We start from the raw sequence: 22,622 nt of genomic DNA, 5'->3' as shown, positions 1-22,622 counted from the left end.
TGGCTGCCGACCGGCAATTGCCGCAGCCGCTTGCCGGTGGCCGCATAGATCGCGTTCGTCAGTGCCGGCGCGAGCGCCGCCGTGCCCGGCTCGCCGATGCCGCCTGGCGCCTCGCTGCTCTTCACGATATGCACCTCGATCGGCGGTGTCTGATCGATCCGCAGCATCCTGTAATCGGTGAAGTTGTTCTGCTCGACGCGGCCGTCCTTGATCGTGATCTGGCTGTAGAGCGCCGCCGTGATGCCGAAGATGATGCCGCCTTGCACCTGCGCTTCGATCGTGTTGGGATTCACCACCATTCCGCAGTCGACCGCGCACACCACCCGTTTGACGGCCACCTCGCCCTGATCGACCGCCACGTCGACCACGATCGCGAAGAAGCTGCCGAACGCGTGCATCACCGAGACCCCGTGCCCCTGGCCCGTGGGCACCGCGCTGCCCCAGTTCGCCGCCTGGGTGGCGGTGTCGAGCACGTTCAGCGCGCGCGGCGTCTTGCCCAACAGATCGCGGCGATATTTGACCGGATCGATTTTCGCCTGCGCGGCGAGTTCGTCGATGAAACTCTCGACCACGAAGGTGCTGCGCGTCGGTCCCACGCCGCGCCAGAACGCGGTGGGAACCGCGTGCGGTTCCTGGCGCACATAGTCGACCAGTTGATTCGGCAAGTCGTACGGCAGATCGGAGGCGACTTCCACTGCGTCCGGGTCGAGACCGTTCTTGAACGCCGGCGGTGCGAAACGCGCCAGGATCGACGAGCCGACAATCCGATGCCGCCACGCGATCGGCTTGCCGTTCGCATCGAGACCGGCGGAGATTTTGTCGTAGTAGTACGGCCGGTACATGTCGTGCTGAATGTCTTCTTCGCGCGTCCACACTACCTTCACCGGCGTCGACACCTGCTTGGCGACCTTGACCGCCTGGGTGACCATGTCGAACTCGAGCCGCCGGCCGAACCCGCCGCCGATCAGATGGTTGTGTACGACAATCTTGTCGGCGGGCAGACCGGTGACGGCAACCGCGGCGTCCACCACCCGCGTCGGCACCTGTGAGCCGAGCCAGACATCGCAGCCGTCGGGCCGCACATGCACGGTGCAGTTGATCGGTTCCATCGTGGCATGGGCCAGGAACGGTTGCTGATACACGGCGTCGACGCGTGTCCTGGCGTTTGAAAACGCAGTACCGACGTCACCATCCTTACGCGCCACCGCGCCATTACGCTGCGACGCCTGGGCGAGATCGTCGACGATCTGTTGCATGCCCAGTGTCGCGCCCGCGCCTTCGTTCCATTTGATATCGAGCGCCTGCAGCCCGCGTTTGGCAGCCCACGTGTGATCGCCGATCACAGCGACCGCGTTATCGAGCTTGACGACCTGGCGCACGCCGGGAATCTTCTTCGCGTGCGTATCGTCGACGCCGGCAAGCGTGCCGCCGAACACCGGGCAATTCGCGATCGCCGCGTAGACCATGTCGGGCACGCGCACGTCCAGGCCGAACATCGCGGTGCCGTCCACTTTCTCCGGCGAATCGAGGCGCCTGGCAGCCGTGCCGATCAGCTTGAAATCCTTCGGATCTTTCAACGTGACGTTTTGCGGTGCGGGCAAGCTGGCCGCGGCGTTCACCAACTGTCCGTAACCGATGCTGCGATTGCTGGCGGCATGGATTACCTGACCGGCTTGCGCATGACAGCTTGCCGGATCGACCTGCCATTGCTGTGCGGCAGCGCTGACAAGCAGCACGCGGGCGGTTGCGCCCGCCTTGCGCATCGGCTCCCACGCGTAGCGGATCGACGTCGAGCCGCCGGTGAGCTGGCCGCCGAGCAGCGGGTCCCCAAAAAGCTTTTCGTTCGGCGGCGCATGGTCGAGCGTGACCGAGTCGAGCGGCACCTCGAGCTCTTCGGCGATCAGCATCGGGATCGACGTGTAGACGCCCTGACCCATTTCGACTTTCGGAATCACCAGCGTGACCTTGCCCGCCGTGTCGATCTGGACGAAAGCGTTCGGCGCGAATACGCCATTTTGCGGCGCTTCATCGGCGTCGCCACCGATCACCGATTTACCCGCCTTCTGATCCTGACTGGCGGCCGGCATGCTGAAGCCCAGCAGCAAGCCGCCGCCCGTCGCCGCGCCGACCGTGACGCTGAACTTGAGGAACCTGCGGCGTGTGATGCCGCGCTTGCCGTCTTTGCCGCTCCTTTCGTCTGCTAACGGCTGCGCGTCTCTTTGTGCATCGAGCAATCCTTGGGACATGTCAGGCTCCCTTCGCGGCTTGCTTGATCGCCGCGCGGATGCGGTTGTACGTGCCACAGCGGCAGATGTTGCCGGCCATGGCGGCGTCGATATCCGCGTCGGTCGGATTGGGGTTGCTCGCAATCAGCGAAGCCGCCGACATCACCTGCCCCGACTGACAGTAGCCGCATTGCACCACGTCCAGCTGACGCCAGGCCTGCTGCACCTTCTGCCCGGCCGGCGTGCTGCCGACTGCTTCGATGGTGGTGATTTTCCTGTCGCCGACGGCCGCTGCCGGCAGCACGCACGAGCGCACCGCGACGCCATCGAGATGGACGGTGCAGGCGCCGCATTGAGCAATGCCGCAACCGAACTTGGTGCCGGTCAAGCCGACGAGATCGCGCAAGACCCACAACATGGGCATGTCGGGGGGTGCGTCGACCGTATGGGTTTGGCCGTTGATGTTGAACGTTGTCATGCGCGGCTCCGAGTGGGGATTATTGTTGGTCAGGCTGTTTAGACAGAGACGTCGAACCAAAACGCAAAGACTTGCCATGTTTATTCGACAAGCCGGGCTAATACGTAATGCGGCAATGCGGCAATGCGGCTCAGGTCAATGAATACGATGCGCAGCGTGACTGTGCTGGAAGGACCCGGCAAATTGTAGTCGCGCATCGAGAAGTTCGCCGACGGCGCGGGCAGCTCTGCGGCATCTGCATGCAAACAAATGACGCGGGCCGCCGCCCTTTCCGGAAGTGAAACGAATTTCAAATCAATGCGTTACCATTACTGGATTGGCTTGATCTGAGGTGCTTCGCGTACGCGCATCATTCTGACTGATGCATCCTCGAACGATTTTGTTAGCATGGATCTGGCTTGACCCGATCGCCCGGCCTGGTCCGGCATGACTATCCGAAGGAGCCGCAAGATGAACGACCAGCAATGCAGTCAATTCCTCTCGGACATTCGCAGACCGCTACTGGCGCTGCATAAATCGATTCTCGATCACGAGCGCGCGGTGTACGAAAAGGAATTCGGCCCCGTGACGCCGGCGGCCTTCCTGCAGGTGCTCATCAACGGCTCGGGGTTCCGCTGGCTCACGCCGCTCTCAACGGTCATCGCCAATGTCGACGAGATTCTCGACGACAAGGAAGCGGAGGCCGCCGATCGGCTCGCCGCAGTTGAAGCGGTCACGGGCCTCTTTTCTCCAGACCAGCCCAATAACGCGTTCCTGCCGCGCTATTTGCCGCTCCTGCAAGCCGACCCGGCGATCCTGCATCACCATGGCCAGGTCTCGCAGCTGCTGCGCAGCATTGAAGCGAAATAGACAGCGGTGCGGCGACGCGCCACTTTCGTTGGCGTGAGGTGCAGGACGTCGCTGGAGTTGAACGCGGCTGCCGGGGATCGTGCATACGGCCGCGCCTCGCGCGACACCGTGCGGCGCGCAGTGAGGGTTGTGCCTGCGGCTCCCGGATTCGCTCACCATCGGCATGCGTGCATTTCGGTCGATCGTGTGTCGTCTCGTTGAATAAAGAAGCGACGCATCGTCGACGATTACCAGGCGTTCCGAACTCAGCCTACGCAAAGACAGCTTATTTCAAGGTGATTTATGCTTGATTCGTAATAGTGTGTCTTGCCTGTGCCGGTCAGCAATCAATCCGGCGATGCCGTTAGTAACGTGCTTTTCAATTTACCTGGCTTTGCTGACTAAAACAAAGATGAGTCAAAGGTGAGATTTTGCGGGAGGGTCCTCAGGGAGAGTCCTCAGGAACGCTTCGAAAAGCCGGTCTGTGCGCTTCGGAGACACCCGCTAAGGTAAGCAAATTTTCTCGCGACGCTTACCGCTATCCACCGGCTCGATTGAAGAAGTCGCGCAGCCGTTAGCTGATTTGCTCAGCACCGGATCCGGACAGGTGGGTATGACACGGCAACGAACCCAGCGATTGCTCACCGCCAATCCCAGACGTGACGAAGCAGCGAACCCAGCGTTTGCTCACTGCTACTTCAAGACAGACGGATGTGACAAAGCAGCGAACCCGGCAAATGATTTGCCATGTCCGCCGCTTGTATAGAGAAGGCGAAAAATCGCCGGCTCTTTTATTTGTCCGAGACGCGGGCCGCAGGCCTGCCTGGAGCGAGGCCGCGGGTCTAGCCGCGGCCTTGTGGCAAATACGGCATCGGATCGATCGGCTTGCCGTCACGCCGCAACTCGAAACCGACGGAGACGCGCGAGTTGTTTTCGTCGCCCATCTCGGCGATCTGCTGACCTTGCAGCACAATGTCGCCGATTTTGACCAGCAGCTTGCGGTTATGCGAGTAGGCGGTCAGAAAGTCCTTGTTATGCTGGACGATGATCAGACTGCCGTAGCCGTTCAGGCCGGTGCCCGCGTACATCACCTTGCCGTCGGCCGCGGCCCGCACCGGATCGCCCACCTTGCCGCCGATTTCGATGCCGCGCGTTTCGCCCGGCTGGAAAGCCTCGACGACGCGGCCGCCGGCAGGCCATGCGAGCGACACCCCGTTCGCGTGCCGGGAAGTCTGCTGCGCGACTTCGCGCGCCTCGGCAGCGGTGGGCGCGGATGGCTGCGTGGCTGATTGCGCCGTTGCCTGCGCCGTCGATTGCGTGGCTGCCTGTGCGGCGGATTGCGTGGCTGCCTGCGCCGTGGATTGCGCCGTTGCCTGCGCCGTGGATTGCGTTGCCTGCGCGCCCGTTGCCACCGACGCCTGCTGCGCTGCGAGCGGCGCAACAGGCGCCGACGCCGCCGCAGCCTTTGCAGCGACCGCCGCTGCTTTGGCCGCCGCATTTGCCGCATTAACCGCCCGCACCGTTTCAGGCGAGGCGACATGCAGCACTTGCCCCAGCTTCAACCGCGAGGAACTCTTGAGGCCATTCCACGCCTCCAACTGCCTGACGCTGCAATGATGATGCTGCGCGATGCGCGCCAACGTGTCGCCACGCCTGACGCGATATACCAGCGACGGCGCTTTCTTAAGCGGCGTGCCCTCGTCAGCGGCTAGCTTGACCTGGGTGCCTGCGAGCGCGTCGGAGGCGGGCACTGCCGCCACCGCCGGCACACTCGACGCAGCCGATGCTCCTGATGCCGCGCCGGTCTGCGCGCCCTGCTGCCCCACGTTCGCACAACCGCCGACTGCCAGCGCGACCCACACGCCAGCCACACTGGCCATCAGTGTTCTGTCGAAGCGCTTTCCCACCATTGTTCGACTCCTGCTTTTTTTATTGGCGAGCCGGGTGCGGCCCTGTCGCTTACGATGCGCGCGTTCCGTGAAGCGCTGCTTTCGTTCGCGACACAGCGAGGATGCCTCGCGTGGCGCCCACCCATGCCCAGCCGATCAAACCAACCCCTTTCGCGTTGCCGTAGGCCCGGCTATCCGGATACCGGACACAGATTCCAGGTGCCGGACACGAGGCACTCAAGACCCGATAACAGGCGATCTTCCGCGAAAAGGGCCAGATTGCCGATTAAAATTCACGCGGAATTGTAAAGTGCGTTTTGCAGCAAACGCTCCGCTCCACACAATCTGATACAAAGCTTACGCGCGGTATTGCGGACATGGTTGCACGTGCAACCAGTCCCGTGTTGTCCGCCCTGGAGCAACCGCGGCTCGTTGCAGATCCGGCCGCCGCCGCTCTGGCTGCATCTGCCGCCGCAACCCGTTCGCGCCTCATGTGCGGCGTCGGCATGGAGCCTCCACGCGCACGGTCGCAATACCCGTAAACAGCTGCGCCGCCGTGCAACCGGACGACAACGTTTGCTTTAACGGCAGAGCGCCGCCAAAACTTGAATGGCCGATCGCCGCGACCGGGAGTGCGAAGGGAAAATGTGCTGGCGAGCGGACGCCGGTATGTCCGTCCCGCTCGATGAAACCCAAGTCGACTTGCCCTCCGCCCTGGCTCGATAGCACGGGCGCCGACTAACTGTAGGTCTTGCCTTGATACAGCACGAAGCCGACCGGATGATGTGTGAAGTGCAGCACCGGCAGAACGGGGTCGTTGTTATCGGCGGTGGGATAGGCGCTGGCTTCCGGGATGTATTCGCCCTGCGCCTCGATCGGTTGTCCGGCCTGCAATGCGGGGATTTGCTGCGTGAGTCCCTCGCTGTCGCCGAAACGCACCGCAACGAACACTTCAGTGCCGACGAGGTTCTGCGTGCCGCCCTCGAACTTCAAGACCTTGTCGATCCTGATGACGAATTGCTGATGCTCGGCGGCATGGTGAAACTCCGGCGCGAGGAACACTTTGCTGATCGTGCCTTGTACACAGGCCAGCGGTGCGCCCAGCGAATTGGCGTAACTATGGTGAGGAAGCGTCTGCGTCGCGCGATTGCTCATGAAATCTCCGTGAAGGGAATCAGTTAGTCTACGGCGAAACGTAAGTCGCACCGCCAGACGGCAACGGCGCGATACCATTTGAGCAAGCCTTGGCGCGCGAGTTCATTGCGTGCCATTCACAGGCGCTTCGATTTCACTGGAGCCACAATGACCGCGCCTGCACAGGCACACATCATCACCGTCCATATCGCGCGCCACTGGCGCGATGTCTACGCTCTCACTTCAGCACCGGACGCGTTCCCGACATGGGCGTCGGGGCTGGGCAAACCGTTGCGCCACGAAGGCGCGATGTGGGTGTTCGAAGGCAGCGAAGGCGCCGTGACAGTGCGCTTCTCCGACCCGAACATCTACGGCGTGCTCGACCATTACGTGCTCTTGCCCGACGGCAACGAGATCTACGTCCCGCTGCGGGTGATCGCCAATGGCAGCGGCAGCGACGTGCAGTTCACCCTGTTTCGCGTACCCGGTATGACCGACGAGAAATTCGCCGCCGACGCGCAGTGGGTCGAGCGCGATCTGAACAAATTGAAGGGGTTGCTGGAGGCGCGGGGTTGATTGACTGGCGTCAAGCGGCATGGGTCCGCGCATAAAAAAGCCGGCGCCTCGATGAACTACACCGCAAATCGTTGGATAGGCGTCCAACTTTGCGGAGTCAGTTCATGACGGGCACCGGCTTGTTCTCACATCACGCTTACCACCTGACGCTTACCGCCAGACATTCAGCATTCAACGCTCAGTGTTCAACCTTCAACGCATTGCGTCGCAATGTTCAACGCAACGCTTTCACCGCATCGGCCGTCACGTCGGCGGGCTGGCCGCCATACGTCGCGCGCAGATAATTCGCGAGCTGCGCGAGTTCCGTGTCGCTCAGTTGCGTGGCGAAACCCGGCATGTCCTGCATCCGTTCGAGGCCCGGGAAATCCTGCGCGCCGATGCCGTCGAGCATCGTCACGATCAGATTGTGCGCATCGCCTTGACGCAGCGTGGAATTAGCGTGCATCGGTATCGCGACGTGCGGCTTGCCTTCGCCGCCCAGCCCGTGACAGCCGGCACACACCGCGAGATAGACGTTGCGCCCTGCCTCGAGCTGCGCGGCATCGGCTGAGACCGATTGCGACGGTTGCAATGGCTGTGCCGGCGGCGGCTGGTCGCCGAGCAGATACGTCGACATCGCGCGCAGATCGTCATGCGTCATGTACTGGCTGCTCAGATGCACGACCGGATACATCTCGCCGAAAGCCGAGCCTTGCGGCGCGATACCCGTGGCGAAAAACGTCTGCAAGTCCGCTGCGGTCCAGCCACGCGACGCCAAACCATGCGGCGTGATGTCCGGTGCGGCGATCCGGCCGAGCGCCGCGCCCGTCAGCGGCCTGGCACCGTCGAGCTGGCCGAACTTGCCGCGCGGTGTGTGGCATTCGGCGCAATGGCCCAGCGCGTTGGCCAGATAGCGTCCGCGATACCACTCCGCCGACGCCCCGAAGGAAGTCCCCTTGGGGGGCGCCTCAGAGGAGGTCTCCTTGGGTGCCTCCCCAGAGGACGCCACCTCGGGCGACGCCCCAGAAGAAGTCCCCTTGGAGATTGACCCTTCCCGTGCGTCCGGCAACGTGTCCGTCAGGAACAGCCAGTCCCAGAAACGCACCCCAAAACGCAGGTTGAACGGGAACGACAGCTCCGGCGCGTGGTTCGCCACCGCTGCCGGCTTCCGCGCCATCAGATACGCGTAGATCGCGTCGCTGTCCGCACGCGACAGTTGGCGATAGGACGTATACGGCATCGCCGGATACAACTGCCTGTTCGGCGTGACACCGTCGTGCAGCGCCTTGTACAGATCGTCCGCGCTCCAGTTGCCGATGCCGTGGTCCTTGTCCGGCGTGATGTTGGTGCCGTAGAAGGTGCCGAACGGCGAGGCCAGCTTCACGCCGCCGGCGAACGGTGCGCCGTCCGAGGTGGTGTGGCAGGCGGCACAGTCGGCGGCCTTGACGAGATAACGTCCGCGCGCGAGCGGATCGGCGGCGGTGGCTTGCGGTCCCAACGCGGCAGCAGCCTGCATCGCGGCAGCGGAGTCGTCGTGTCTGGCGCAAGCGCCCAGTAAAGCAGCGGCGCCGACCAGCAGCAACACGCGGCGCAGATTCATCGAACGGCTCATCATTCGGCGGCCTCCAATCGCTCACGGGGACTGCCTTCTTTTACGAGGCCGGGCGTCGTCAGCACGACTTCCTTCACGGCTTCGTAATAGCGCACGTAGCCCGTGCAACGGCAGATATGGTCGTTCAGCGCCTCCGTGATGGTGTGCTCGAGCTGGTCCCTCGCGATCGGCTGACGCTTCAGACGTTCGATCAGCACCGTCGCCGCATTGACGAAACCGGGCGTGCAGTAGCCACACTGAAAACTGAAGTGTTCGAGAAACTTCTGCTGGATCGGCGACAGTTCGACGACCTCGCCCGCCTCGTTGCGCCTCGCGTGCCCTTCGATCGTGCGAATGGTTTTGCCGTGGAAGAAATTCGCGCCGGTGATGCAGGTCCGCATTTCCTCGCTGGTACCGTCCGGCTTGTCGACGATCACGACGCACGCGTGGCAGATGCCCTGGCCACAGCCGAGGCGCGAGCCGGTCAAATGCAGGTACTCGTGCAGAAAGTCGATCATCATCAGACCGGCTGGCACGTCGGTCGGGCCGACGATCTCGCCGTTCACCTTGACCGTTACCGGCAGCGTGCGGAAATGCGTCAACGGACGCTCGACCACGGCAGCAGCCGGTGCGCTGGCCGGGGCAGCCGCCGAGGCGACCGAACCGGGGGCGACCTTGGCCGAAGCAGCCTCCGAAGCACCGGACACGACGCCCGGGGCGACGTTGCCGCTCACCACGCCACTCGCGCCACTCGCGGCATGAGCGGAAATTTGATTGGGGGTCGTCATGCGAGCACCTCCTGAATACGTTGCGGGGTAACCGGCAGATCGGTAAAGCGATGATCGATCGCATGGGCGATACCATTCACGATCGCGCCGACCACCGGAATCATCACCACCTCGGCAATGCCCTTTGGCGGATCGGTTTCGGTCAGCGGCGGCAAGACTTCGCCGCTCTGGGTCCAGACGGCGACGTCCGTCGCGCGGGGCAAGTGGTAGCGATTGAAGTTCCACGTGCCGTTGCCTGGGCCATCCTCATAAAGCGGCAGATACTCGTGCAATGCATGGCCAATACCCATCGCAAGGCCGCCTTGCAGTTGGCCCGACACGAGTTGCGGCGAGAGCTGATTGCCGCATTCCATGATCGAGTGATGCGCGAGCAGGTCCACCTTGCCGCTCGCTTCATGCACCGACAGTTCGACCAACGTGCCGACCGCGCTGTAGTACGTGACCGCGGCGTTATTGCGTTGCACCGGCGGAATGAACACGCGCTGACGGTCGAGCACGCGGTAGCGATTCGATGTGGTCTGCAGTTTTTGCCTGTCGGCCGAAGCGCTATCGCCGTAGCGCACTGAAAGACCGTCGAGCGGCAGACGTTCGACGCTGCCGTCGATCTCGAAGTCCGCTTCGGTCCATTGCCAGCGATTGAACACGTGCACGGTCGCGCCGGTTACCAGACCCAACTCGTGCGCTTTCTTCGCGAGCTGTTCGAATGGCAGCGCTTCGAGGCCTGCCGCGGACAGCTTGCCGTCGACCCAACGCGCCTCTTCGATGCGCACCACCAGCGGCGCGGCCTGCCCGCCACCGCCGCCTTGCCCCCAGATCGCCAGCGCCGCCGGCCACAAGCCATGCGCGAAGACCACGCGTGCGGCTTCGCGCGTGCTGTGGGTGAAGTAAAACGCCGAGTTCGTCGCGCTCGATGGCGACGCATAACCCGGCGACCAACGTGGATTCGCGGCCAGCTTGTCCTGGTCCGCTTGCGACATCAGGTACGGATCGCCGCTCGTGACGACCGGCAGATCGGGCCAATCGGTGATCGCGACATGCACGTCGGTAGCCGGCTTGCCGAGCCACTTCGCGACCGCGATGGCCTGCGAGGTCGACATGCCCGTGCCGATTTCGGCGGCCGTGTGTTGCAGGCTGATCTTGCCGTCGGCACTGAACTCGACCTTCGCGAAGGAGGTTTCCGCGCCCGTGCCGAAGTCTTTCTGCACACACGCAAAACCGACGCCGTAGCGCTTGCCCGGATGCGCGGCTTCGAACTCCGCTTTACGTTTCGCGCGATTCATCCACAGCGGATGAACCTTCGCCTTCCGCAACACCTCGTCGACACGAATCGCGCCGGCGGGCACCGCGCCCTGGGTATTCTTCATGCCCGAGCGCAGCGCGTTTTTCAGGCGGAAGTCGATCGGATCGAGCTTCAGTTGCGCGGCGATTTCGTCGACCATCATCTCGGTCGCGGCCATGCTTTGCAACGTGCCGTAGCCGCGCGCCGAGCCCGCGTCGATCGCGCGAGAAGCGATTGCCACCGCGGACAAATCGTTCTTCGGGAAGTAGTAGATCGACTGCGCTGCCGTCGCGCCCACCATCGCCACCGACGGCGAAAAGTTGCAACGTCCGCCGCCGTCCGCTTCCATCCCGGCCTTGAACGATTGCAGCAAGCCGGTGTTCCTGTCGACCGCGATCCGGTAGTTCATCCTGAACGCGTGGCGTTTCAAGGAAGTCTGGAACTGCTCGTAGCGATCGTTAGCCAGCCGCACCGGGCGGCCATCCGCATACATCGCGCAGACGAGACCGTAGAACGGCACGTTGAAGTGGTCCTTCGAACCGTAGCCGACCGTATAGCACGGGTGCACAAACAGGTTCTTCACCGGGAACGCGCATTTCGCCACCATCCCTGCCGCGCTTTCCACGACTTCCAGCGGCGCCTGGGTCGGCACGACCATGTGCAACGATTGCGTCGCCGCGTCGTACCAGCAGTTCGCGTTGTCGGGCTCGAGCGCGGCCGTGTCGATCGATTGCGTGTGGTACTCGCGCTCCATCACCAGCCAGTCCGCCGGCGGATGATCCAGTTCCTGCTGGATCTGTCCGGCGTGAAACATGCCCTGCTCGTCGAGCTTGCCGTGTTCGACGCCGTCGGGCCACACCGGCTGGTGCTTGCGCATCGTGCTCGGGAACACCGGCGCGTCTTTCAGACTGGAAAACGTGTCGTCGTCATAGGGCGTCTTGCCGCCGACGCGCACGAAGCGGAACGTCCCCCACGGATCGCGTTCGAGCGGCCCGGTCTGCGCGCCGTAACGGATGATCTGATCCTGGAACTTGAGCGTGTCTTTCGCGAAGCGGAAGCGCGCGAAGTCGTGATAGATCAGGATCGCCACGGCCTGGCCGAGATACGCGGGCGTCTTGCCCGGCGGCAGCAGCATGTCGTCGCCGTAGAAGGCCGGGAAGATCAGGCCGTCGCGCGTCAGATCTTCAGCCGTGACCACGCGATCGGGCTTCAGATCGTCGCCAAGCAGCGCCAGGTCGAAGCCTTCATAGCTGCGGTCGGCTTGTGTCGTGCGCAAAATGAAGGCGTGCGACTGCTGCTGTGGCCAGTGCGGCATGTCGGCGGCGCGGATGTCGCGCGCGAACACTTTGGAACCGGTCACTTTCGCGATCCCGTCGATGCGGAATTTCGCCTGGCCGTTAGCCGCGTCCCATTGAACCGGTGTCAGGATTTTTTCTTCGAACAACGCAGCGAATGCGCGGCTGCCCATCGGCGCGAGATACACCGACACACCCGCCAATACGCTGGCCTTCAGAAAACTACGACGCGAAAGGTCGAGTTTCCCCATGGGCTTCTCCTTTAGTGAGCACAGTGGCAACTCGTGGACAGAACGACTGCGCAAAGCCAGTCAATCGCTCGTGAAAAACATCGCACTCGGTGCGCCGCGCACGCGCTTGCGCGCGCACAAGCGCCGAGCGGCTGGCACCACGAGGGAGGTGTTCGATCCGCGGGCGCTTGCGTGCGCCCGGGCGTACCGGCGACGTGCAGCGGCCATCACTTCGGCTATGCCGCAGTCGATCTGATTTACCTTGAACTGCCGTGAGTTGCCTTTTCCCCAGTTCTACTGAGGGCAAGGGGCGGGATTATCTCGCCTATTCCCAATGGGGTGCGTCATTTTTTGTCAACTATCTCGTAAATAACGGATCGGGTATGAATCGTCATAGTGGCGGGTTTATCGCGAACTACGCACGCAAAATCGTGATGCCCAATGCCTCGAACGGGGCAGTCAGTGCCTCCGGCGTATTCCGCTCGACGACGATCGTGCTGGCCGCCGACACATCCGCAATCCTGTACGCCGACGCTGCATTCAGTTTTTCCGCCGACGCCAGCACCGCCGTTTCAGCCGCATGCCTGTGGGTCACCGGCCTGAGCGCGCGCCAGGCATTTCGGACTGATCCCGCACCAGCTTGGGAAAGGGACGATATGTTGAAGAAGGTCAAAAAAATATCCTTACGGGTCCCGTTTGAGCCTGCCTGCTTCGCTGCAAAAGCGTGGCAAGTCTTTAAACGTGAACACTATTTCCGTCAGTATATTTTTAACTTCGCCGGCTCGATAAAAACCGGTGGATCATTTGAGGTTCAAGTGGATTCTCTTAATTCAGCGAACAGATTCATGGGTGGTTTCTTTTTCGGCGCCCTGATCGCTGCGGTCGTGATGGTATTGCTGTGCAATGCCGGTGAATTTTCGCCGTTCATGGCGCAGCTGCATGCTTTGGAACAGGTTATCGTGACCGCGCTCATTTCCCTCGTTATCGTCGATGCCAGGCCATTGGCCTATAAAACCGTCTGGCGTGAACGCCGCTGCCGGTTCGTACTCGACGAAGATCTGAGCGCGACCATTCGTGGCAGAACCTTCGGTATTCCCGCCGGCGTGATTATCGGCATTCTGATTCAGAATTACGTAATGAATTGATCCCGTCACACGGGAAAGCGACATTCAATCACGCTTGAATTCGCAGTCGTCATTCAATCCACAACCGGCGCGCCCGGCCGTCTCTAGAACTTATGCCGTATCGCCGCGCGCACCACGACCTGCTTCGACGTCGATGACGGCGACTGGGTGCCGACATTGAAGGCATCGTCCAGAATCGAATAGGTGGCGTTGCCGGTCACCTGTTGATATTCACCCTGAATGTAGACGTCGGTCCGTTTGGACAGGTTGTAGTCCGCCATCAAGCCGAACGAATGAATTTTCGGCTTCACGCCGCCGCTGGAGGCGTCGTAGGTTTCCATCGTGTACACGTACTGGGCCCCGACAAACAGCATCGGTGAAATCTGGTATTTGCCGTTCACCTCGAAATTCTGATATTTCAACGAGTTCAACAACACACCGGGCGCGACGAGCGGCGTCACGCCGAGATAGCCGCTGCCGGTCGGATCCAGATAGTTCGAGTTGGTGTACACGAAACCGGCGGTGGCCGGCCCGAAGGTATACGTGATGCCGCCGCCGAACACGCGCATGCGGGCGGCAATAAAGCCGGCGTCGTTTGCGGTGATCGCGCCGTTTGAGCCGTTGCCCGGGTTGTCGGCTTGCAGATACGCCGCGGCTACCAGCAGTCCGCCGTAGGTGTACTGGCCGCCGAAGCTGTACGCGCGATTGTTGGCGAAGCCCGTGTCATTGCTGAAGCTGTACACGCCGCCCAACTGGAAACCCGAGAGCGACGGGCTGGTGTACTTGACGCTGTTGTCGAGCCGGAAGGTGTTGTCGGTGTTGTCGTTGTCGTACGGGTGGGAGAACAGCGAGCCGGCCCAGTTGCCGTTGGCCGTGGTCTGTGCCAGAAAGTCGACCACGGAATCGTACTGACGCCCGAAGGTCAAGGTGCCGTACGGCGCCGAGCTCAAGCCCACGAACGCCTGCCGGCCGAACATCCGGCCGCCCTGGTTAAGCCGCCCGGAGCTGACGTCGAAGCCGTTTTCCAGCTGGAAGATCGCCTTCAGGCCGCCGCCGAGTTCCTCGGCGCCTTTCAAGCCCCAGCGGCTGCCTTGCGCATAGCCGCTGGCGAGTTCATAGACATGGCCGCGGCCGACGTTATTGGTGTAGTTGATGCCTTCATCGAGCACGCCGTACAGCGTCACACTCGTCTGGGCATACGCAGGCGCGGAAACAATCGCCAGGGGGGTGGCGGACAAAGCGGTGGAGACAGCCAGCGCGAACACTTGCTTGTTCATGAAGATCTCCCAGAACTCGAGTAATGGAACAACTCGATCCGACCGCTTTCTTTTTGACGCTTCTGGAGGCGTTTCTCAACCCCGACGCCTCTTCAGGAAATCCTCACATGCCGTTACGCCGCCGTCCATCGGGTGTCGCGTCCATATCTCAAAACGTTGCGAAATCTCCACTGCGTGCGGCGCCCCCTTCTTTCGCGGTGCTTATTCAGGTAAACGATGCCGCGCCGGTCGTACTTAAACCGGCTGTCGCCTGGGCTGCGCCGACGCGGCACGATGCAGGCAATCGCCGCCTGTTCGAGCGGTTGGCGCGCGTTGTCCGGGAAGCCGGCGGACGGCTGCATCCAGCAAGGGCCGCCGCGACTCTGTCATGGAAAGAAATATAATCGAAAGCTTTTGCGGCGCTGCAGCGGAACTCCGCGCCCTCAAACAGGTCATTTTTACTGGCCATCTTCAAGCCCGCCGCAGTACCCGATTCCCATTTCAAAAAGCCTCATGAGACGCCTGCCGCGCTGAACTAGCGCGCCGTCGCATGGGGCTGTTTTTGGCGCCACACCATGCAAAAGTCGCAACCCCGCTTGATCGAGCTCGATTTTTTCCGCGGGCTGGTTCTTCTGATCATCGTCGTCGATCACATCGGCGGCAGCATTCTGTCGCGCGTCACGCTGCATGCCTATGCGCTGTGCGATGCGGCCGAAGTCTTCGTCTTTCTCGGCGGCTTCGCCACCGCCACGGCCTACGCGGCGCTGGCCGAACGGCGTAACGAGGCGAGCGCGCGCAGCCGCTTCTTGCGGCGCTCGCTCGAAATCTATCGGGCCTTTCTGATCACCGCCGGTTTGATGCTGCTGGTGAGCGCCGTGCTGACAGCGTTCAGTATCAACGGCCCCAATCTCGCCACCGCCGATCTCGACGATCTGATGGCCGCCCCCGTGGCCGCCCTGCGCGACATCCTGCTATTCCGGCGTCAACCGTATCTCGCCTCCGTGTTGCCGATGTATGCGTTCTTCGCGCTGCTCGTGCCGATGATCCTGCCGCTCGCGCGCAGCAAGCCGTGGCTGCTGCTGGCCGGCAGCGTCGCGCTGTGGGCGGGCGCACCGGCTATCGACGCCTACCTGCCCGCCGCGCCGGACATGCACTGGGATTTCAACCCGTTTGCCTGGCAGTTGATGTTCGTGCTCGGCGTGCTGGCACGTTGCCAGCCGGTTTATCAGCGGCTCAGCGCGCACCGTCTCGGCTGGCTGATCACCGTGCTGGCGTTCGCCGTGGTGGCGGCCGCGGCTTATTACAAGCTGTTTATCGAACGCGAGCCGCTCGATGGCAGCCTCAAGCAAAACCTCTCGTACCTGCGCGCAATCAATTTTCTCGCGATTGCGTGGCTCGTCGCGAACCTGATCCAGCTCGGCTGGGCAAGAAAGCTCGCTCAATGGATGCCGTGGGTCGGCATGATCGGCCGTCAGGGGCTGCTGTGCTTTATCGCCGGCGCCGTGATTTCGCTGGTCATCGATTCGGTGCTGTATGACGCGACCGACGGCTACCTGAACTATCCCCTGGGGCTGGTGGCGGATGCATTTGCAGTCGGCGCGCTGTTCGCCGTCGGGAGAGCGTCGGAACCGCTCAAGCGGTTCTTGACGCGCCTTTGGAGCTTGCGGCTCGGAACGGCGCCCTGAGCGAGCGAAGCCCGCGCACGCAAGCGAGCACGCGCTTTTGCCGCTTAGCTCTCTGCCGCCTGCCGATTTCCCCCGCCGATACTGATAGCATGACGGCCGCGCGCGATCTGCGCGGCGGCCTCTTACACTGACATGCGTCCATTCCTACATTCCGTACTCCTCGCGCTGTGCGCTGCTGTCGGTGCGCCGGCGAGCGCCAGCACCGTCATGAGCCGAAGCTTCCACTCCGAGGCGCTCGGCCGCGACTGGGCCTACACGATCTATCTGCCCACCGGCTATCACCACGACGCCGCGCGCATTCCCGTGCTCTATCTCCTGCACGGCAATAACGGCGACGCCAACGACTGGCTCACGCAGGGCCATCTGCAAAGCACCGCCGACGCGCTGATCGAACGCAAAGAGATGCCGCCGGTCGCGATCGTGATGCCGCAAGGCGGTACCGACTGGTACGTCGATCGCAAGGAGAAGATGGAGACGGCGTTCTTCCACGATCTGATGCCCGAGATCGAAACGCGCTATGCGGTCGCGACGCAACGGGGTGGACGGATGATCGGCGGCGTGTCGATGGGCGGCTTCGGCGCGCTGCGTTACGCCATGACGCAACCCGAACTGTTTTGCGGCGCGCTGCTGCTGAGCCCCGCGATCTACCCGAATGAGCCGCCGCTCGCTTCGGCGGCACGCCGCGTTGGCGTGTTCGGCGAGCGGCAGTTCGATCCGCACGTCTGGCATGCGCTCAACTATCCGGCGCAATGGGAACGCTATATCGGCCGGCCATACCGCCTGCCGATGTTCATCGCCGCCGGCGACGACGATCTCGCGATCCAGGCGGACGCGTCGTCGCTGTATACGCATCTTCGGCTGGCGGGGAATCCGGCGGCGCTGCGCATTATCGACGGCGGCCATACCTGGGACGTCTGGAGCGCGCTGTTGCCCGCCGCGTTGAAATATACGTTGGGTTGCGTCAAACAGCCCGCGCACGATCAGGAAAAGTAAGCCGCCGGATCTGCGGGACAGCGCTTGCCGGCAACGCGCGCGCCGTTGCGCCGACACTTCAGATGCGGCTCGTTCAGGTGCGGCCCGATCACCAGATCACACGCCATTCGTACCGCCAGCTAACGTGCGACTATTGCACCAGATCGGTCCACAGCACCATCAGCACGGTCATGAGCGCGGGGCCGATGAAAAGCCCCAGCAAACCGAACGTCTCGGCGCCGCCCAGGATGCCGAAAAGCACCAGCAGGAAAGGTAGGCGCGTCGAGTTACCGATCAACACCGGCCGCACGAAATGTTCCGCGACGAACACCACGACTGAGCCGAACACCGCCAGCCCGATGGCCGCGGCAACCGAACCTTGCGAGAACAGCCATAAGGCCGCGAGGCCGAACGTGATCGGCGCGCAGAACGGCAGCATCGCGGCGATCGCCGTGATGAACGCGAGCAGCGCGACATGCGGCAAGCCGGTCACGAAATAGGCGACGCCCATCAACACGCCCTCGCCGAGCCCGACCACCACCAGCCCCGACACCGTGCCGCGCACTGCCGCGGCCATCCGACCGAGCAGGTGCGCACCGTCGTCACCGAACGCGCGGCGCACGCCTCTCATCAGCGAGCCGGACAAACGCGGTCCGGCCTGAAAAATCACGAACAGCGTGACCAGCATGAAGGCGAACACCATCACAGCGCGCGCTGCCCGCGCGCCGAAGTGGCGGCCGAGTGTCATCACGGTCGTGCTGTGCAAGCCCTTCATGGCTGCCGAATCGCGCAGCGGCGGCGCGAGATTGGCCTGCCACCATGTCGAAATCTGTTGCCCGCCAAACGGTAAGCGCCCGATGATGTCCGGCATCGGAATGCCGTTTTCCTGGGCGGCCTTGAACCACTCGGTCATGTCATGCGCTTCGCGCAGCGCCTCGGTAATGCCGATTCCGATCGGCAGCACCACCAGCAATGCGATCGCAAGTGTCAGCACCACGGCGATCAGGGTCGTGCGGCCCGCGAACCAGCGGTTGCCCTCCAGCTTTCTCAAGAGCGGCCACAGCGCAATGGCAATCACGCCGGCCCAGGCCCCCACCGCAATGAAATCGCGCACGACCCACAGTGCCAGCAACACGAGCGCGACGTACAGCACGAGCAAGGCCGTTTTCTGCTTCTTCACGCGATCAGGCGGAGTCGGTGATTCGGGGGGCGCTGCCGGAGGGCGTGAAATCATGTGGGCTCTTAGGGTCGTGTGGATATGCGCGCGTGCCGGCCAGAAAAATGCAAACCCGCTACACTTGCATCGCACGGTCGCTCATCAATAACCACATCTTAAAGGAAGGACCGGCCCGCTTTACACGCGGCATTCTCGTCGCACTGAGCACAACACTGCGTTGCAAAAATCCACCCTATCGTAAACGCGCCTTGCGCATGGCCCGCAAAGCCCCGCCGTTTCGGGTAAGCACCGATGTCAAGTTTCATTGTTGCTGTTTAGAGAACAGTGTTTCAACCGCGGCACAATGGCTATCCAGCGCGCACGGGACTACATTCGGCACACCACAATACGGAGCCGACGATGATGACCTTAGAGTCCATCCCCCTAGACGGTACTAATGGCGTACGCATCGAAATTCTCGAGCGCTCCGACACGACACTGGTGATCCGCTGGGTCGAACCGGGACGTTGCCACTATGGCGAGCAGCGTTGGCGGCGGCGCTCCGCGCATACGTCGGGCACCTGTGCTGTCACGCGGCGCAAGATTCGCCGGGGCGATGCGGTGTTCAAACCGGCAGAACGGCCAGCGCCTTCCAACGCGTCCGCAATGATTTGCGCTGAAGTTCTGTGCGAGCTCGCTGAAGCGTAAGTTTTTTGCATGCACGGCACTTCGCTGCCGTGCGGTGACGGGTTGTGCCGTTGCCGGTATCCCTCGCAATATGTTTGCGCTGGCTTGCCGCCACTCTCCTTTGTCGGCCGGTGCCCCACGTCCCAGCCGCTGCTCTCTACCTCCCCGCTTTACTCCACCTCGCCGCCTCGGAAAGGTAGCGCGAAAGGCCACTGGAACTGGCGGACGGCCGGTCCAAGGACCCTTCCCCAAACGCCCGATTGCGGCTCGTCGCCACGTGCGCTATGGTGGTCCACGTTGCGCCAGGTCACCTGGCCCGCCAGACACGCACCGTCACGCGCACCGTCACGCGCACCGTCAAATGAATACCCGCATCCCATTCGAACGCGCCGCAGCCGTTTCGCGGCAAACGAGAGGCGACACCCATGGCAGAAGACACTCACGAAACCCGCGCCGCAGCGGTTCCCTCAGTTCAGTTAGTTGCACCGCAACAATTCTCGCTGGACGTCCTGCTCGAGAAGTACGCGAAAGGCGACGAGCAAACCGCCGACGACGTGTTCAAACGCGTCGCCCGTGGCGTCGCCCAGGCGGAACCTGAAGCCCTGCGCGAGTCGGTGGAAGCGCGCTTTGTCGACAATCTCCGGCATGGCGCACTGGGCGCCGGGCGCATCATGAGCGCGGCAGGCACGGGCATCGCCGCCACGCTCATCAACTGCTTCGTGCAACCGGTTGGTGACGCGATTCAAGGTGTCGACGAACAGGGCCTTCCCGGCATTTACGTGGCGTTGTTGCAGGCCGCCGAAACCATGCGCCGCGGCGGTGGCGTCGGCTATAACTTCTCCGCGATCCGGCCCAAGGGCGCGCGCGTTCATACCACCAGTTCATCGGCGTCCGGTCCGTGCAGTTATATGGACGTATTCGACGCCTCGTGCCGGACCGTCGAAAGTGCCGGCTCGCGGCGCGGCGCGCAAATGGCCGTGCTCGATTGCAACCATCCCGATCTGATCGAGTTCATCGAGGCCAAACATTCGAAAGGCCGCTGGAACAACTTCAACGTGTCGGTGGGCGTGACCGACGAATTCATGCGTGCCGTCGAAGAAGATCAGCCGTGGCAACTCGTGCATCGCGCCGAGCCGTCGCCGGCATTGCGCGCGGCGGGCGACGTGCGGCAGCGCGACGACGGCCTGTGGGTCTATAGCGAACGGCCCGCCCGCGAGATCTGGGATCGCATCATGCGCTCTACCTATGACGTCGCCGAGCCCGGCATCGTGTTCATCTCGCGCATGAACGAGGACAACAATCTGCGTGCGGTCGAAACCATTCGCGCCACCAATCCGTGCGGTGAACAGCCATTGCCGGCCTACGGATGCTGCAACCTCGGACCCTTGAACCTCACGCGTTTCGTGCTCGATCCGTTCGCGCAGATCAAAGGCCGCAAGCCTTCGTTCGACTGGGACGGTCTCGCCAAACGCACCCGCACCCAGGTACGTTTTCTCGACGACGTGCTCGACGTCACGCTCTGGCCGCTGCAGCAGCAATATGACGAGTCGCGCGCCAAACGGCGCATCGGCGTGGGTTTCACCGGCCTCGGCGATACGCTGGTCATGCTCGGCCTGCGCTACAACTCGCAGGAAGGCCGTGACTTCGCGGTACGCATTGCCCGGCTGATGCGCGACGAAGCCTATCGGGCGTCGGTGGAACTGGCGCGCGAGCGCGGCGCGTTCGAGTTGTTCGACGCCGCGCGTTATCTGGAAGCGGGCACCTTCGCTTCGCGCCTGCCCGACGACATCAAGGAAGCCATCCGCCGCGACGGCATCCGCAACAGCCATCTGCTGTCCATCGCGCCGACCGGCACCGTCAGCCTCGCGTTCGCCGACAACGCGTCGAACGGCATCGAGCCGGCCTTCTCGTGGACCTACACGCGCATGAAGGTGATGGCCGACGGCGGCCGCGAATCGTTCGATGTCGAAGACTACGCGTACCGTCTTTATCGCGAGCTCGGCGGCGACGTGAAAAACCTGCCTGACTATTTCGTCAGCGCGCTCGAAATGTCGGCACGCGATCACCTCGACATGATGGCCGCCGTGCAGCCGTACGTGGACACGTCGATCTCGAAGACGGTGAACGTGCCGGCGGATTATCCGTTCGAAGCATTCGAGAGCCTCTACTTCGACGCGTGGAAAAACGGCCTCAAGGGTCTCGCCACCTACCGTCCGAACGAAACGCTCGGCGCGGTGCTGAGCGTGAGCCCGCCGCAAGCGGATGACACGCTGACGGAGACCGATCAGGATCCGCTGCGGATCGCGATCGATCATCGGCCCAAGGGCGAACTGCCGGCGATCATCGAAAAGGTCGAGTATCTGACGCAAGCCGGCAAGAAGTCGCTTTACGTGGCGGTGTCGTTTATCGAAGTGACGGGGCGGCTTGGCGGTGATGACGTCACGATCGAACGCCCCATCGAGTTCTTCATTCCGACCGGTCAGCGCGACGAGTCGCAGCAATGGATCACGGCAACGATGCGTTCGCTGTCGCTTGCGGCACGCGGCGGTTTTGTCGCGCGCAATTTGCAGGACATGCGCAAGGTGTCGTGGGATCGTGGGCAGGTGCGGCTCGGCGAAGTGCAGCGTCTTGACGGTCATCGCACGCCGCGCTGGCACGACTCCGAAGTGGCGGCGCTCGCGTTTGCGATCCAGCAGATTCTGCATCGGCGCGGTTTTCTCGATGCCGAGGGCAACCAGGTGCCCTCGCGCATGCTGGCGCGCTTGCCGCGCGGGCAGATGAGAGCCGAAACGGCATTGCCGGCGGATTTCGGCATCCGGCCGCCGCCTGGCGGCACCGGCCCGACTGACGATGCCACCCTGCTACAACCCGGCGGTGCACAAGGACTGCACACCATGCTCGGACGCAAGTGCGGCTCGTGTGGCGCGAATGCGGTGATTCGCAAGGATGGCTGCGACTTCTGTACCGCGTGTGGCGAGGTTGGCGCGTGCGGGTGAGCGTCAGCGAACCGCCACTACGCAGGCGCGGCGGATGCACTGCGTGAAGCGGGTGCACCGCGGCGAAGAGGGGCGACGCTCAGGAGAAGATCGCTTCGATATCCGACGACGCGTCCTTCTCCTCGTCGAAGTTCAAGGTCGCCTCGATATGCTCCAGATGTTCCAGCATGCACGCCGCCGCCTTGGCGCCGTCGTGCGCTTCGATGGCGTCGATCAGATCGCTGTGCTCGTGATGCGGGCACGCCGGTGCATTCGGTTTGTCGTAAAGCGTGATGACGAGGCACGTCAACGGGGCGAGTTCGCGCATCATCCGTAACAGAATCTCGTTGCCGATCATCTCCGCGATCAGCACATGAAACTCACCCGACAAGCGGATGATGGCGGGCCGATCATTCTGTTTGCGCGCATCGCCCTCCTGCCGCACGTGCTTGCGTAACGCGCGCACTTGCGCCGC

Annotated in this window: 19 protein-coding genes; 8 read left to right on the top strand and 11 right to left on the bottom strand. The window is 62.8% G+C overall.

Going from position 1 to position 22,622, the window contains the following annotated elements:
• The 3 genes from QOC89_RS01120 to QOC89_RS01110 all read right to left on the bottom strand — a co-directional run.
• The coding region (locus QOC89_RS01120) for a xanthine dehydrogenase family protein molybdopterin-binding subunit (protein ID WP_323043333.1) at positions 1–2,246 on the bottom strand (2,246 nt) is incomplete at its 3' end.
• A 1-nt stretch (position 2,247) separates the two neighbouring features.
• Positions 2,248–2,703, bottom strand: a complete 456-nt coding sequence (locus tag QOC89_RS01115; RefSeq protein ID WP_323043332.1) for a (2Fe-2S)-binding protein — start codon at positions 2,701–2,703, stop codon at positions 2,248–2,250.
• An 80-nt stretch (positions 2,704–2,783) separates the two neighbouring features.
• Positions 2,784–2,996, bottom strand: a complete 213-nt coding sequence (locus tag QOC89_RS01110; RefSeq protein ID WP_323043331.1) for a hypothetical protein — start codon at positions 2,994–2,996, stop codon at positions 2,784–2,786.
• 157 nt (positions 2,997–3,153) lie between these two features.
• On the opposite strand from QOC89_RS01110, the gene QOC89_RS01105 reads away from it, so the two are divergent.
• Positions 3,154–3,552, top strand: coding sequence for a hypothetical protein (locus QOC89_RS01105; RefSeq protein ID WP_323043330.1), 399 nt, complete (start codon positions 3,154–3,156; stop codon positions 3,550–3,552).
• Positions 3,553–4,373: 821 nt separating this feature from the next.
• Here QOC89_RS01105 and QOC89_RS01100 read toward each other — a convergent pair.
• Complete coding sequence (locus tag QOC89_RS01100; RefSeq protein ID WP_323043329.1) at positions 4,374–5,441, bottom strand: peptidoglycan DD-metalloendopeptidase family protein; 1,068 nt, start codon at positions 5,439–5,441, stop codon at positions 4,374–4,376.
• 717 nt (positions 5,442–6,158) lie between these two features.
• Positions 6,159–6,575 (bottom strand): hypothetical protein, encoded by a 417-nt coding sequence (locus tag QOC89_RS01095; protein WP_323043328.1) that lies wholly within the window; start codon positions 6,573–6,575, stop codon positions 6,159–6,161.
• A gap of 147 nt (positions 6,576–6,722) precedes the next feature.
• Between QOC89_RS01095 and QOC89_RS01090 the strand changes: the two genes are divergently transcribed.
• On the top strand, positions 6,723–7,130 hold the full coding sequence (locus QOC89_RS01090; RefSeq protein ID WP_323043327.1) for an SRPBCC family protein: 408 nt from the start codon (positions 6,723–6,725) through the stop codon (positions 7,128–7,130).
• 214 nt (positions 7,131–7,344) lie between these two features.
• Here QOC89_RS01090 and QOC89_RS01085 read toward each other — a convergent pair whose 3' ends face one another.
• From QOC89_RS01085 to QOC89_RS01075, 3 genes are read right to left on the bottom strand one after another with little or no spacing between them, the layout of a single operon-like run.
• Positions 7,345–8,721: a c-type cytochrome gene (locus QOC89_RS01085; RefSeq protein ID WP_416340321.1), complete on the bottom strand. Its 1,377-nt coding sequence runs from the start codon at positions 8,719–8,721 to the stop codon at positions 7,345–7,347.
• Positions 8,721–9,488 (bottom strand): (2Fe-2S)-binding protein, encoded by a 768-nt coding sequence (locus QOC89_RS01080; protein ID WP_323043326.1) that lies wholly within the window; start codon positions 9,486–9,488, stop codon positions 8,721–8,723. The genes QOC89_RS01085 and QOC89_RS01080 overlap by 1 nt, the downstream gene beginning before the upstream one ends.
• A complete protein-coding gene (locus QOC89_RS01075; protein WP_323043325.1) occupies positions 9,485–12,313 on the bottom strand; it encodes a xanthine dehydrogenase family protein molybdopterin-binding subunit in 2,829 nt (942 codons plus the stop codon). The genes QOC89_RS01080 and QOC89_RS01075 overlap by 4 nt, the downstream gene beginning before the upstream one ends.
• Positions 12,314–13,137: 824 nt before the next feature.
• Here QOC89_RS01075 and QOC89_RS01070 point away from each other — a divergent pair.
• Positions 13,138–13,437, top strand: coding sequence for a hypothetical protein (locus QOC89_RS01070; protein ID WP_323043334.1), 300 nt, complete (start codon positions 13,138–13,140; stop codon positions 13,435–13,437).
• Between the two features lie 83 nt (positions 13,438–13,520).
• Here QOC89_RS01070 and QOC89_RS01065 read toward each other — a convergent pair whose 3' ends face one another.
• Positions 13,521–14,693, bottom strand: coding sequence for a porin (locus QOC89_RS01065; protein ID WP_323043324.1), 1,173 nt, complete (start codon positions 14,691–14,693; stop codon positions 13,521–13,523).
• 23 nt (positions 14,694–14,716) lie between these two features.
• Between QOC89_RS01065 and QOC89_RS01060 the strand changes: the two genes are divergently transcribed.
• The 3 genes from QOC89_RS01060 (at position 14,717) to QOC89_RS01050 (ending at position 17,350) form a co-directional block, all read left to right on the top strand.
• Entirely contained in the window at positions 14,717–15,076 is a 360-nt protein-coding gene (locus tag QOC89_RS01060; RefSeq protein ID WP_323043323.1) for a hypothetical protein, read from the top strand.
• Positions 15,077–15,247: 171 nt separating this feature from the next.
• Complete coding sequence (locus QOC89_RS01055; RefSeq protein ID WP_323043322.1) at positions 15,248–16,357, top strand: OpgC domain-containing protein; 1,110 nt, start codon at positions 15,248–15,250, stop codon at positions 16,355–16,357.
• Between the two features lie 132 nt (positions 16,358–16,489).
• Entirely contained in the window at positions 16,490–17,350 is an 861-nt protein-coding gene (locus tag QOC89_RS01050) for an alpha/beta hydrolase (RefSeq protein ID WP_323043321.1), read from the top strand.
• Between the two features lie 130 nt (positions 17,351–17,480).
• On the opposite strand, the gene QOC89_RS01045 is transcribed toward QOC89_RS01050, so the two are convergent.
• Entirely contained in the window at positions 17,481–18,563 is a 1,083-nt protein-coding gene (locus QOC89_RS01045; RefSeq protein WP_323043320.1) for an AI-2E family transporter, read from the bottom strand.
• A 345-nt stretch (positions 18,564–18,908) separates the two neighbouring features.
• Between QOC89_RS01045 and QOC89_RS01040 the strand changes: the two genes are divergently transcribed.
• Entirely contained in the window at positions 18,909–19,193 is a 285-nt protein-coding gene (locus tag QOC89_RS01040) for a DUF3331 domain-containing protein (protein WP_179741437.1), read from the top strand.
• 404 nt (positions 19,194–19,597) lie between these two features.
• Positions 19,598–22,168, top strand: coding sequence for an adenosylcobalamin-dependent ribonucleoside-diphosphate reductase (locus tag QOC89_RS01035; protein ID WP_323043319.1), 2,571 nt, complete (start codon positions 19,598–19,600; stop codon positions 22,166–22,168).
• 79 nt (positions 22,169–22,247) lie between these two features.
• On the opposite strand, the gene QOC89_RS01030 is transcribed toward QOC89_RS01035, so the two are convergent.
• The coding region (locus QOC89_RS01030) for a GntR family transcriptional regulator (RefSeq protein WP_323043318.1) at positions 22,248–22,622 on the bottom strand (375 nt) is incomplete at its 5' end.

Source organism: Paraburkholderia sp., from assembly GCF_034668105.1.
Classification (GTDB): Bacteria; Pseudomonadota; Gammaproteobacteria; order Burkholderiales; family Burkholderiaceae; genus Paraburkholderia.
The sequence above is the reverse complement of the archived record's forward strand: the minus strand, read 5'-3'. Positions and strand labels throughout refer to the sequence as shown.